Annotated in this window: 13 protein-coding genes and 1 pseudogene; 7 read left to right on the forward strand and 7 right to left on the reverse strand. The window is 70.2% G+C overall.

Translation table 11 applies throughout. The features are described 5' to 3' along the window. The first annotated feature begins 213 nt into the window (after positions 1–213). From OO71_RS26885 to OO71_RS26915, 7 genes are all read left to right on the forward strand, one after another. Positions 214–2,508, forward strand: coding sequence for an ATP-binding protein (locus tag OO71_RS26885; protein WP_063740122.1), 2,295 nt, complete (start codon positions 214–216; stop codon positions 2,506–2,508). Positions 2,509–2,596: 88 nt separating this feature from the next. Beyond that, positions 2,597–3,481 carry a proline iminopeptidase-family hydrolase gene (locus OO71_RS26890; RefSeq protein ID WP_033292663.1) on the forward strand — a complete coding sequence of 295 codons (885 nt, stop codon included), beginning with the start codon at positions 2,597–2,599 and terminating at the stop codon, positions 3,479–3,481. An 82-nt stretch (positions 3,482–3,563) separates the two neighbouring features. Continuing rightward, positions 3,564–4,088, forward strand: coding sequence for a VOC family protein (locus OO71_RS26895; protein WP_051792300.1), 525 nt, complete (start codon positions 3,564–3,566; stop codon positions 4,086–4,088). Next, entirely contained in the window at positions 4,085–4,954 is an 870-nt protein-coding gene (locus tag OO71_RS26900; RefSeq protein ID WP_033292664.1) for an LLM class flavin-dependent oxidoreductase, read from the forward strand. The genes OO71_RS26895 and OO71_RS26900 overlap by 4 nt, the downstream gene beginning before the upstream one ends. 28 nt (positions 4,955–4,982) lie before the next feature. Continuing rightward, complete coding sequence (locus OO71_RS26905) at positions 4,983–5,702, forward strand: VOC family protein (RefSeq protein WP_084145312.1); 720 nt, start codon at positions 4,983–4,985, stop codon at positions 5,700–5,702. A 37-nt stretch (positions 5,703–5,739) separates the two neighbouring features. Then, positions 5,740–7,179 carry an MFS transporter gene (locus OO71_RS26910; protein ID WP_211260608.1) on the forward strand — a complete coding sequence of 480 codons (1,440 nt, stop codon included), beginning with the start codon at positions 5,740–5,742 and terminating at the stop codon, positions 7,177–7,179. Positions 7,180–7,205: 26 nt separating this feature from the next. After that, positions 7,206–8,126, forward strand: a complete 921-nt coding sequence (locus OO71_RS26915; protein ID WP_156096550.1) for an MBL fold metallo-hydrolase — start codon at positions 7,206–7,208, stop codon at positions 8,124–8,126. 103 nt (positions 8,127–8,229) lie between these two features. Here the strand turns inward: OO71_RS26915 and OO71_RS26920 are convergent, their stop codons facing one another. From OO71_RS26920 to OO71_RS26950, 7 genes and pseudogenes are all read right to left on the reverse strand, one after another. Further along, positions 8,230–9,120, reverse strand: a complete 891-nt coding sequence (locus tag OO71_RS26920) for an SDR family oxidoreductase (protein WP_033292667.1) — start codon at positions 9,118–9,120, stop codon at positions 8,230–8,232. Between the two features lie 26 nt (positions 9,121–9,146). Then, positions 9,147–9,878: an SDR family oxidoreductase gene (locus tag OO71_RS26925; protein ID WP_033292668.1), complete on the reverse strand. Its 732-nt coding sequence runs from the start codon at positions 9,876–9,878 to the stop codon at positions 9,147–9,149. 91 nt (positions 9,879–9,969) lie between these two features. Continuing rightward, positions 9,970–10,901 (reverse strand): annotated as a pseudogene (locus tag OO71_RS46620) (LysR family transcriptional regulator). Between the two features lie 82 nt (positions 10,902–10,983). After that, entirely contained in the window at positions 10,984–11,148 is a 165-nt protein-coding gene (locus OO71_RS49205) for a transposase (protein WP_084145314.1), read from the reverse strand. A gap of 52 nt (positions 11,149–11,200) precedes the next feature. Further along, the gene (locus OO71_RS26940) at positions 11,201–11,419 is read right to left on the reverse strand and encodes a hypothetical protein (RefSeq protein ID WP_033292669.1); all 219 of its coding nucleotides are present in this window, start codon (positions 11,417–11,419) and stop codon (positions 11,201–11,203) included. Positions 11,420–11,627: 208 nt separating this feature from the next. Continuing rightward, positions 11,628–12,107 (reverse strand): (2Fe-2S)-binding protein, encoded by a 480-nt coding sequence (locus OO71_RS26945; protein WP_033292670.1) that lies wholly within the window; start codon positions 12,105–12,107, stop codon positions 11,628–11,630. After that, entirely contained in the window at positions 12,107–12,976 is an 870-nt protein-coding gene (locus tag OO71_RS26950; RefSeq protein WP_033292671.1) for an FAD binding domain-containing protein, read from the reverse strand. The genes OO71_RS26945 and OO71_RS26950 overlap by 1 nt, the downstream gene beginning before the upstream one ends. Positions 12,977–12,988: the final 12 nt, after the last annotated feature.

Here is a 12,988-nt window from a genome sequence, read left to right on the forward strand (position 1 = left end):
GACCAGCGCCGTTCACCCCGGCCGCGACTCGCCCCCTGACAGCAGGCCCCGCCCAGCCGCTCCCCGGGACGAATGACCACCGGCCACCCCTCCGTTCCCTCCCCACCCGGAACTCGCCCCCCGAATGCAAGCCCCCCCCCCGCCCCGGACGAAGACCGTCGCCCCGATCCCGCGTTTCCCGTCCCGCCGTCCGGCAGCCTCTATACTGCGCCGATGGGTGGATCCCGGCGGCCCCGGCGTGCGGTGGCCGGCCTTCCGGCCGAGGTGAGTTCCTTCGTCGGCAGGCGGCAGGAGCTCTCGGCGGCCCGGCGGCGGCTCTCCGAGAGCCGGTTGCTGACCCTTGCCGGGCCCGGGGGCGTCGGGAAAACGCGGCTGGCGCTGCGGGTGGCGGCCGACGCGCATCGGGCCTTCCGGGACGGCGCACAGTTCGTCCAGCTCGACGAGCTGCGTGACCCAGCGCTGCTCGCCTCCACCATCGCCGCCGCGTTCGGGCCTGCTCCGGCCGGGCTGGTCGATTCCCTTCGGGACAAGCACCTCCTCCTCGTCCTCGACAACTGCGAACACCTTCTCGAAGCGTGCGGCCTGCTCGCCGGGGAGCTTTTGCGCGGCTGCCCGCACGTGCGGATCCTCGCCACCAGCCGCGAGCCGCTGGGCATCGAGGGCGAGAGCCTGCTGCCGGTGGCCCCGCTGCCGGCGCCCGACCCCGGCGAGCCCTCCCCGCCTGCGTTGCTGAGCCGGTACGCGGCCGTCGAGCTGTTCGTCGACCGCGCCGCCGCGGCCGATCCCGGATTCCGGCTCACCGAGGACAACCAGCGGGTCGTCGCGGAGATCTGCGCGACCCTCGACGGGATTCCGCTCGCCATCGAGCTCGCGGCCGTCCGGCTGCGGACCTTGACCCTGCACGAGATCCTCGACCACCTCGCCGACCGGTTCGCCCTGCTGACCCAGGGAAACCGGGCCGCCGCCACCCGGCAGCAGACGCTGCGTGCCTGCATCGGCTGGAGTTTCGACCTCTGTTCCGAACCGGAACGCCTGCTGTGGGCCCGGCTTTCGGTGTTCGCCGGATCGTTCGCCCTCGACGCGGCCGCCGGTGTCTGCGGCGAAGAGCCCGCGCGGATGCAGGAGCTGCTGTCGGCACTGGCCGAGAAGTCCGTACTGGCGCGGGAAGTCCACAATGGACGGACGAGGTACCGCCTGCTCGACTCGATGCGGCTGTTCGGCAGGCAGCAGCTCGACGATCACGGGGACATCGCCGCCCGGCACCTCGAGTGGTACGCCCGGCTCACCCGCCAGGCCGAGGCGGAGTGGTTCACCGCGAGCCAGGTCTCGTGGATGCACCGGCTCACCGCCGAGCACGCCAACCTGCGCGCAGCCCTCGAACACGGTCTCGCCGAGCCCAGCCTCACCCCGGCCGCCGCGCAGATGGCCGTGCAGCTCGGCGAGTACTGGTTCGCCCGCGGCCGCCTGGCCGACGGGCAGCACTGGCTCGGCGGGCTGATCTCCGCCACCGCGGACCCGGCTTTGCGGGTCCGGCTGCTGTGCGTGCACAGCCGGATGCAAGCCACTCAGGGCCGTCCGGACGCCGCCCTCCAGCAGATCGCGGCCGCCCGGCAGCTCGCCGACGCAACGCTCCGGCCCGAAGTGGACATCGCCGCCGGTTTCGTCGCGACCTTCACCGGCGACGCGGCAGGCACGATCGCTCCGCTCGAAGCCCTCGCCCGGTCCACGGAACCAGGGCGGCCGAACCAGATCCTCGTACTCGGGCTGTTGTCGGCGATCAAGTTCGCCACCGGCGACACCGAAGATGCAGCACGGCACGCCCGCGCCTGCCTCGCCCGTACCGAGGAGACCGGCGAGCGCTGGATGCGCGCGACCGTGCTGGGGTGGCTGGGACTGCTCGCGTGGCAGAAGGGTGATCTCCCCCGTGCCCGCGAGCTGCACCGCATGCGGCTCAAGGTCAGCCTCGACCTCGACGACGTCCTCACCACGGCGCTGAGCATCGAGGCGCTGGCCTGGGTCGCGGCCACCGACGGCCGGGGCGAACACGCCGCGTACCTCCTCGGCGGTGCCGCCGCGCAATGGCGGACAGCGGCCACCCAGGCGTCGGCAATGCCGCTCACGGCTTCCTTCCACCAGGACTGCGAAAAGGCCCTCGCCCGGCAGCTCGGCTCAGCCGGCTACCGGATCGCGTTCGAACGCGGCGCCACCGCACCGGTCGAGGACGTCGTCGAGGCGGCGCTGGAAGACCGCGGCGGCAGCACGAAAAAGGCACCTGCCCCCGATCCGGACGCCCCCGCGCTCACCCGGCGGGAAGCGGAGGTCGCCCGGCTCATCGCGTACGGCATGAGCGACCGGCAGATCTCCGAGAAGCTGATGATCTCGCGGCGCACCGCGGAATGGCACGTCGAACGCATCCTGCGCAAGCTCGATTTCTCGTCGCGGACCCAGGTCGCCGCGTGGTGGTCGGCGGAATCGGTGGCGGGTGAGGCGGCCAGGACCGGCCCGTAGTACCCCGGAGAACTCCCGGTGTGCCGAAGTCCCCGCGAGCCGATGCTGGCTGCGGCAATGCGGCCACCAGTACCCCGGAGGATTCCCGATGACCACCACCACGATCGAAGGCCGGATCCCGGTCCCCGGCGGCGAAGTCTGGTACCGGAAGGCAGGTTCGGGCGGGGTCCCGCTGCTCATGGTGCACGGCGGGCCCGGATTCCCGTCCGACGTCCTCGTCCCCGCGTTCGAAGGGCTCGCCGCCGATCGGGAGGTGATCTGGTACGACCAGCTCGGCGTCGGGAACTCGGCCCCGATCGACGATCCGGCGCTGCTCACCGTCGACCGGTTCCTCGATGAGCTCGCCGCCGTGATCGACGGCCTCGGGCTGCAGCGCCCGCACGTGTACGGGCATTCCTGGGGAGCGATGCTCGGCCTGCAGTTCGCCGCCGAGCGCAAGCCGGACTGGACGAGCCTCGTCTGCGCCAGCGGCCTGGCGAGCGTCCCCCGGTTCTGCGCCGAAGTACGGGACCTCATGACGAAACAGCCCGGCAACGTCCTCGACCGCACCTACGGGCGGGAACTGGCCGGTACCACCGGCGACCCGGACTACCAGGTCGCGCTCGCCGAACACTGGGCCGTGCACACCCTCCGCAATCCGAACCCGCCGGTACCGCTCTCCATCGAGGGCGCCAGCATGATCACCCTGCAGACCATGCTCGGATACGGCGACCACCACGCCACCGGAACCCTGCGAGACTGGGACATCTTCGACCGGCTCCACGCCATCGAAGTCCCCACCCTCGTCCTGGGCGGCGAGTTCGACGAATGCATCCCGGAGCACCTGGCCGACATCGCCGCCCGGATCCCGGACTCCGAGCACATCACCCAGGCCGGGGCCACGCACATGGTGTACCTCGAAGAGGAGCCCCTGCGCCGGGAGAACGCGGCGATCGTCGCGGATTTCCTCGCCCGGGTCGAAGCCCGCGGCTGACCCCGTAGTCCTACGGGGCCGCCCTACGGGTTTCCTGCTCGGCAGGGCAATTCCGGCCAAGGACCCGCCTAGCGTGTGGCGCATGCCTTCAGCCAGTCCGGTACCGGACGACTACCCGGTGGTGATCCCGTCGCTCACCGTCGAGGACATAGAAGCCGCCCTCGGCTTCTACGCCGAGATCCTCGACGCCCGCGAGGACGCCCGGTTCTGCGACCCGCAGGGCCGCATCCTCTACGCCGAGATCACCATCGGCGGGAACGGAGTCGTCACCCTCAACGACTCGGCCTTCGTCACGCAGCTCGGCGGGCCCCCGCACGGCGGCCACGGCCCGGTCAGCATCAACGTGTACGTCCCCGACGTCGACGCCACCATGGCGGCCGCTCTGCTCGCCGGAGCCGAGCAGACGGCACCGGTCGCGGATTTCCCCGACGGGGACCGGTTCGGCGGGTTCCGGGACCCGTCCGGGATCTTCTGGGCGATCGCGAGCCGCCGCGAAAACCTGACGGCGGCCGAGAAGGTCGCCCGCCTCACCGAAGCGTTCTTTCCCGATCAGCACCGACCAGGAGACCCCATGCCCGAAACCACTGCACCGGAAACGCACGGATGACCGGCGTAGGCGCACTCTTCCGCCCACAGGTGCCGCCGGAGAAGCTCCGCGAATGCGTCACTGCCGCCGAAGAAGCCGGGCTCGACGAGCTCTGGCTGTTCGAGGATTGCTTCTACCAGACCGGAATCGGCAGTGCCGCGTTCGCGCTGGCCTGGACCGAGCGGCTACGGGTCTCGGTCGGCGTGGTACCGGCGCCGATGCGCAACGTGGCCATGACCGCGATGGAGGCCGCCACCCTGCTGCGTACCTCCGGCGGGCGGTTCACGCTCGGAGTCGGCCACGGCGGCCAGGACTGGATGGCGCAGGCCGGCGTGAAACCCGTTTCCCCGCTGACGTTCCTGCGCGAGTACCTCACCGCGCTGCGGGCATTGCTGCACGGCGAGAACGTCACCCAGGACGGCCGCTACGTCAGCCTCACCGGCGTCCGGCTCGAATGGCCACCGGCCGATCCGCCGCCGATCCTGGTCGGTGCGATGGGCCCGCAGTCGATGCGGCTGTCCGGCGAGCTGGCCGACGGCACGATCGTCGGCCTGCCGGACCCGGATCTGGTGGCCAGTGCCCGGAAGCTCGTCGACGAGGGCCGCGCCAGGGCCGGGCGGACCGACCACCACCGGCTGATCGTATCGGTGTCCGCGCCGACCGGGCCCGGCTCGACCGACCGGCTTCGTGCCGAGCTGGCCGCCTTCGGGGCGAAGATGCCGGAGCAGTACGCGAACGGCGTCACGCCCGAATCCTCCGTCAAGCTCATCCGCGCGCTCGTCGACGCCGGTGCCGACGACGTCATCGTCGGGACCACCGCCGACGACCCCGACCCGGCCGGCTTCATCCGTTACGTGGCCGGGGAACTCCGCCCGGCCGTGCAGTGAACCCGCAGACGCGAGAAAGGATTCCTTCATGACTGCAATGGTCGAACGGGCCGTCGACCACGTCGTGGTACTCGTCGCCGACGACGAACGAGCCGCACTGGCCGAACGTCTGCAGGAAGCGGGCTTCGCCCTCGGGGACGAGGTCGTGGAACGCAATCTGGGCATCAACTGCCATCTGCTGGTCCTCGACGGCGGTGGGTTCGTCGAACTGTCCAGCCCGGACCCGTCCGGCCCGCTGCGGCACGACCCGGAGATCACCCGGTCCCTCCCGCGGCTGATGACCATCAGCTACACGACCTCCGACGCGGCCGCCGACCTGGCGCACTGGCGGGAGGCAGGCGGCGCCGAAGACGCCGAGGTCGTCGCAGGCAACTGGGTCCGCAAGAACGGTGTCCCCGGGTACTACGTCGGCGCGGCGCCGGAACGCATCCGCGGCGTGATCTCGTTCCAGCTGCAAGAAAGGCGGCTCTTCCCCTTGCCGTACCTCGGCCACGACCGGCCTGCGCCGTCCGTCCGCCGGATCACCGTGACCGGGCCCGGCGCGAAACGGTGGGAACAGCGGCACCGTGACCTGTTCCGCATGCCGGACCACGACGGCGTGTTCCTGGCCGGGGACACCGAAATCGTCTTCCGGCACGAGGACGCGGATTCCACCGAGCTCGTCGTGACCTTCGCCGTGCCGAACCCCCTTCCTCCCCTTGCCTTCTCCGCCGGCGGCCGCTTCGAGTTCGAGGCCGAAGCCGGTTAGCTCCCCTCCCCGGTCCTTCCGAAAATCAGGAGTCAGTGTGGATTCCCGGATTTCCTCCCCCTCGGCAGTGCCTGCCCGCAGCTCACTCGGCAGGCGTGGTTCCCCACGGGGCACGCTTTTCGCGCTCCTCACCCTGTTCCTCGGCTACATCGTGCTGGAGAACGGCCTTGCGTCGGCGGTTCCGGCGATCCAGGCCGCGCTGGGCGCGTCGACCCCGCAGATCACCTGGATCTTCACCGGGGTCGCGCTGTCCGGCGCGGTGCTCGGCCCGCTGATGGGCCGTCTCGGCGACATCCGGGACAAACGCCGGGTCCTGCTCGGGCTGATGGCGGTGGTCTGCCTCGGTGCCCTGCTCCCGACGCTGGCCCCGAACCTCGTCCTGCTCACCACCGGCCAGCTCCTGCAGGGGGCCGGGGCCGGGTTCTTCGCGGTCGCGGTCGGGCTGCTCAACGACACGCAGCCGATCGAACGCGTGAAGTCGAGTGTGGGGCTCATGATCGCGATGGGCGGGGTGGCGACGGTGGTCGGCATTCTCGTCACCGGCGTCGTGCTGTCCGCGCTGCCGTACGCGTGGATGTTCTGGATCGCGCTGGCGATCATGCTGGTGTCCTTGATCGCGGCCTGGCGGTACGCGCCGTCGTGCCCGCCGGCCGAGCGGGGCAGGGTCGACTGGTGGGGCGCTGCCCTGCTGGCGGCGGGTCTGGTGGCCCTGCTGGTGGGGATCACGCTGGCCGCGGCCCTGGGCTGGTTCTCCGGCCCGGTACTCGGTCTCGTTCTCGGCGGACTGCTGCTGCTCGCCGGGTTCGCCACGGTCGCGTTGCACCGCACCGAACCCCTGCTCGAGCTCCGCCACCTCAGGCATCGGCCGGTCCTGCTCACCTGCCTGGTTTCGTTCGTCGCCGGGTTCGGCACCACCGCGATCCTGGTGATCGTCCCGCAGATCGTGGCACTACCGGCAAGCACCGGATACGGGCTGGGCGGGACTCCGTTCCGGGTCGGGCTTTCCCTGCTGCCACTGGGAATCGTGTCCCTGATCGTCGCACCGTTCACCGCACGGCTGGAGCGGCTGATCGGCGCGCGGTGGGTACTGGCGCTGGCCAACGCGGCCATGCTCGCCGCCGCACTGATCCTGCTCCTGGCACCGTCCCGGCCGGAGGTGATCGCGGTCGCGTCCGGCCTGACCGGGCTCACCCTGGGCTTCGGGCTGGCCCAGGGCGCGAACATCCTCGTCGCCGTCGTTCCCGCCGGACGAGTCGCCAGCGCAACGGCACTGTCCAACGTCTTCCGCAGCATCGGCGGCGCCCTCGGCGCCCAGATCAGCGCAGCCGTCATCACCGGCACCCGCATCACCGGCACCCCGCTCCCGGCCTGGACCGGATTCGTCACGGCCCTGCTCGTCCTCGGCGGCATCGGGCTGGCCGCGTTGCTGCTCAGCCTCGCCTTCCCGGCCCGGCTCACCCGGATCGCCGCCCCGTGAACCGAAACCCCACGGAGGTCACCGCCATGGATTCCTGTGTGCACCTGAAAACCGCGCTCACCGGAGAACTCGCGTCCAACGAGGAATTCGAGCAGCTCGTCCGCGCGACCCCGCCGCGGCTCCGGCCGATCGGCGACCGGACCGCGCTGATCGAAGGGCTCCCGGGCACCATTCTCGTCTCGCACGGCGACGACGGCGTCGTTCTCGTGGACTGTTACTACGATTTCCAGGCCGGCCAGATCCTCGACCTGATCCGCGAACTCACGGACGCGCCACTGAGATTCGCCATCCCCACCCACTTCCACCCCGACCACGCCGGCGGGGCGGCGACGTTCGCCCGGCACGGGGCGGCGATCGTCGGCGTCGGGAACAGCCGCGTCCGGATGTCGTCGGACTACGTCGCCACCCACGTCAGGGCGCTGGTGCCCGCCGCCCCCGCCGGACGCCCGGACCTCACGTTCTCGGACACCTTGACGCTCCACGTCAACGGCGAGGAGATCACCGTCCGGCACCCCGGCCCGGCGCACACCGATACCGACGTGCTCGTCCACTTCCGCCACGCGAACGTGCTGCACCTCGGCGACATCGTCGTGAACTTCCCCGGCATGAACTGCTACCCGGCGATCGACCTGACCGCAGGCGGCGACGCGATCGGCCGCGTCACCGCCCTCGAACAAGCACTGGAACTGTGCGACGACGAGACCGTCGTCATCCCCGGCCACGGTGCGCCCCTGACCCGCAACGAGATCGCCGAACACCTCGCGGCGGTCAAGCGCGTCCACGAAAACGTGCGCCGCGAAGTCGCCGCCGGCACCGATCGGGAATCCATCCTCGCCGCAGTGCCGGGGATCCTGGACGGCTACTGCCTGCCCGAACCTCTGGTGGTCGGCCCGACGGGCTACCTGGATGCGACCCACCATGCCTACACCTGCGCCCGTCCACGCTGATGCCGGGAGCGGGGTCTGCTCCAGGACGACCTTCCGGGACGCGATCCGGAACGGACACTCCGTGGTGGCGATCATGGAACCGCCGATCAGGCAGGCCGTCCCATCACACCACCGGATGAAGCAGGTCACCCAAGCCGATCCGTCGCAGCAGCTCCGCTCGGACCCGGTCGGCTACCCCGTTGACCACAGCCGCCCCGTCGTCCGATGGGTCGATGTGCACCCGGAACGGCCGCTGCCCCTTCTCCGTGTCGACCACCGTCACGATTGCCGAGGCGACCGCGGTGACGTCTGCCCACTCGGGTTCGATGTCCGCAAGCCGCTGGCTCACCTGGTCCATCAGGCCGGCGTACTTCGTCTCGTACGCGGCGACGACGTCGAGGTCGGCCGGGCTGCCGCTGTTGGCGAAGTGGTTGGTACCGCTCGTGAACGCGCCCGGGACGATGATCGTGGTCTCGATGCCGAACCGGGCGAGTTCCAGTGCGTAGCTCTGCGCCATCGCGTCCATGGCCGCTTTCGCCGCGAAATACGGTGCCAGATAAGGCGGAGTGCCGCCACGGGTGCTCGAGCTGCCCACCCACACCACCAGTCCGTCCTGCTGTTCCCGCAGGTGCGGAAGCGCGGTGCGGTTGAGCCGCTGCGTACCCAAAACGTTGGTATCGAAGAGTTCGGCGAGCTGCGCGGGCGGGAACGCCTCGGCCGGGCCGGTGACCAGGTGGCCGGCGTTGTGGACGAGGACGTCGAGTCTGCCTTGCTCACTCAGCACGGCGTCGACGGCTTGCCGGGCCGAGGCGTCCGTGCTGATGTCGAGCTCGACGTGCCGCAGGTCGACCCCGTGCGTTGCCGAGTACCGGGCGGCGTCGGCCGCGGCGGTGGCGTTGCGACCGGCGACATCGCGCATCCCTGCGTACACCGTGTGGCCCGCGTCGGCGAGGGCTCGGGCGGTCAGTGCGCCGAAACCACTCGACGCGCCGCTGATCAGAATGGTCTTGCTCATGGGAATTCCTTTCCAGCGCCGTGGTTTCAGGCGGCCGTGCCACCGTTGACGTAGATGACCTGGCCGTTGATCCAGCGCGCCGGACCGGCCAGGAAGGCGATGACCTCGGTGACGTCGACGGGCTCGGCAAGGCGGTTCGCCGGGGCTTCCGCGGAGATCCGGTCGATCAGCTCCGGCGGCTTTCCTTCGAGGAAAAGCGGAGTGGCGGTGGGACCGGGTGCCACGGCGTTGACGGTGACGTCCCGGCCCCGCAGCTCCCGCGCGAGGATCAGGGTGATCGCCTCGACGCCGCCCTTCGTGGCGGAGTACGCGGAGTAGCCCGGCCGGGCGAGTTTGGTGACCGAACTGGACAGATTCACGATCGCGCCACCGTCGCGGACCCGGCGGACGGCCTGCTGGTCGACCACGAAGGTGCCGCGCAGATTGGTCCGTACCACGCGGTCGAACACGTCCAGGTCCAGCTCCGCCAGCGGGGCCAGCGGCATGATCCCGGCCGCGTGCACCACCACGTCGACCCCGCCGAACGCCTCCTCCGCCCGGTCGAACAAAGCGGCTACCGCGTCCTCGTCGGCGACGTCGGCGGCGACCGCGAGGGCTTTCCCACCCGCGCGCTCGATCTCCGCAACGACCTCCTCCGCCGCAACACTGTTGCCGCCGTAGGCAACGACGACCGCATAGCCGTCGCGGCCCAGTCTGATCGCCGTCTCCCGGCCGATCCCGCCCGATCCGCCGGTGACGATCACGGTTTTCTCTGTCATGACGCTGTCCTCAAAGGTTCCGGTTGTTTCCGACCCTTCGATCGTGCGCCCGGCGGTGCATCACGTCCAACGAATCTTGCGGATGGCAGAATCAGTTCAGTTGATTCACGTGGGCACCCAGCTCCGTACCCGGCGGGTGGTGCAGGTGCGTGCCGATCAGGCTCAGCAACGCCCGCAACGCCGTGGTCGGCTTGCGCTTCGCCAGCGTGGCCATGTACAGCGACCACTGGAACGGATGCGCCAGGATCGGGACCACGGTGATCGTTTCCTCGTCCACCACGGCATACCTCGGCAGGATCCCCAGCCCGACCCCGTGCGCGACGAACTGGACCCCGTTCTCGATCCCGAGCGCCTCCACGACCACCCGCCGATCGATCCCGGCGGCGTCGAAGGTCTGGTCGATCAGCGTGCGCGTACCGAATCCCGGCGGGAAGTCCACGAACTCCTCTCCCGCCAGGTCCGCCAGCGAACCGACCTCCGCCGCGCCAGCCGGTGCCCGCGCGGAACCGCCAGCACCTGCGGAACCCGGAGCAGCTCCCACGCGGTCAGCTCGCCGGGCACACTGCCGACCGGAATCCCCAGCAACCCGACGTCGATGTCACCGTTGCGCAAGGCGACGATCACCCCGGCCGACCCCCGCGCATCGACCCGCAGATGCAGTTCGACATTCGGATACTGCCGCCGGAACTCCCCCGCCGCGGCAGGCAGATCGACGAGCCCGAGCCCGGGCAGCAACCCGACCCGCACCGACCCGCGCATCCCCGCCCCGAGCTCGTCGACCACGTCGCGAGCCCCCTGCACCGCATCCATCACCGCGAGCGCCTCCGGCAGGAACTCCCGCCCCGCCTCGGTCAGCACCACCCGCTGCGCACTCCGCTCGAACAACGTGACCTTCAGATCACGTTCCAGCGCCGCAATCGCCGCACTCACCGCACTCTGCACGACGTTCTCCCGCCGGGCGGCCTGGGTGAAGCTCCGCTCCCGCGCCACCGCCACGAAGTACTCCAGCTGCCGCAGCTCCATGACGGGATTCTGGCACCCCGCCGCCAGCCGTTGTGGCTCAGCCGCGGGTTGCCCCAGCCGTCGTCGGCGCCAGGGCGTGTCCTCAAAGCCAGATGAGCAGCGTGGCCAGGTCGATCATGCCTCGGTAAGAGACAGCGGTCTTGTCGAACCGGGTGGCGATGGCGCGGAACTGCTTGAACCGGTTGAAGCAACGTTCGACGATGTTGCGGCGTCGGTAGGCGGTACGACGGAACTCGATCCCTGCCATCACCTGGGTGAACCTCGTAGTGGGTCCACCCCGGGACCGACCGATGGCACGATCACCTGCCTCGCTGCGCCCGTCGCACGATGCTGGAGCCGACCGATACTTCGCGGTCGAGTTCGGCGATCACCTGCACCTGCGCCACCAGCGCGGACCGGGTGCCAGCGCGTGACCAGCGCCGAACCGGTCGCAGACCATCCTCCACAGCCCATACCACTCCGGCAGGCCCCCGCCACGCCTCCCCGGTCTTGGCCTTGAACAACAATCCGTTGCTCATCGACTCGCGGACACCCCTTCGCGCCCGACGCCAGCAGATCACCAGCACCCGCCTTGAGGACACGCGCTGGAGCGGTCGTGGCTGATCCCTCATGGAAGTAGGCAAACCCGAGTGGTCACTTCCGCTTCCATGGGCTGGGCACCGGCCCTACCGGACAACGACAACAACAACGACGCCGCATCACGGGCAACGCAGTGCGGGACCAACGCTACTCCGGACCCGTACCGGACATCCGGGCGGCAGCGAGCCGGACTGCGGCCAAGATCTTCTCGTATCCCGTGCAGCGGCACAGGTTCCCGGCCAACGCTTCCCGGATCACCGGATCCGCGGGCGAGGGATCCCGCTGCAACAGATCGTGTGCAGCCACGATCAACCCCGGAGTGCAGAACCCGCACTGCACCGCACCGGCTTCCACGAACGCCTGCTGCACCGGATGCGAAACGCCTTCGGAGGCGATTCCCTCGACGGTCACGACCTCGCGATCCTGGGCCTGCCCGGCAGCGACCAGACAGGAACACACCGGCAGCCCGTCGAGATACACCGTGCAGGATCCGCATTCGCCTTGCTCACAGGCGTTTTTGGCACCGTCGAGCCCGAGCCGCTCCCGGAGCATCGTGAGCAGGCTCTCGCCCTCCCCGACCTCGGTTACCTCGCGGCGCAAGCCGTTGACCGTAGTGGTGACGTGCATCAGGCAGCCTTCCGGTATTCGTCCCAGGCCCAGGTGGCAGCGCGGCGCGCCATCACCGAGAGAGAATGGAGGCGGTATGCGGCGGTGCCGCGGACGTCGTCGATCGGGGCCGCCGCCCTGGTGACTCGTTCGCCGAACTCACGCACGAGAGCGGCCGGGATTGCGCCGCGCGACTCCCACAACCCCCGTGCTTCCAGTTCTCCTGCCAGGAACGCCGCTGCCTCCGGAGCGGCACGCGGGGTGGGCGCGGCCGAGCCGATGCCGGTACCCACTTTCCGGCCGCCGGGATGCAACGCGAACCCGAAGGCGCACACCGAGATCACCATGGCGTTGCGGGTGCCGATCTTGCAGAACTGCTGCGGCCCGGACGGCGGAACGATCAGCACCGACCGGATGAGCTCGTCCGCGGCGAGCGCAGTGCGCTTGACCCCGGTGTAGAACTCCGCAACCGGGATCCGGCGCAGGCCGCGGATCGACTCGGCCTCCACGACCGCGTCGGCGGCGAGCAAGGCCGGATGCGCGTCCCCGGCAGGCGACGCGGCACCGAGGTTGCCACCGACCGTGCCACGGTGGCGGATCTGCGGCGAACCGACGGTCCGTGCGGCCATCGCGAGCCCGGGCAGCTTCCCGCCCAGTTCGGTGAGGATGCGGGCATAGGTCACCCCGGCACCCAGCCGGACACATCCCCGGTCCGTCGACCATTCGGTCAGGTCGCCCACGCAGGTCAGATCGAGCAGGGCCGCGGGACGGCGATGGCCGAAGTTCAGTTCCACCATGACGTCCGTGCCGCCCTGGATGGGCACTGCCTGCGGGTACTCCGCCTTGATCCGCAGGGCTTCCGGCCACGACCGCGGCCGCAGGTACTCCATGACATGTCTCCT

This window comes from Amycolatopsis jejuensis (genome assembly GCF_000717335.1).
Classification (GTDB): Bacteria; Actinomycetota; Actinomycetes; order Mycobacteriales; family Pseudonocardiaceae; genus Amycolatopsis; species Amycolatopsis jejuensis.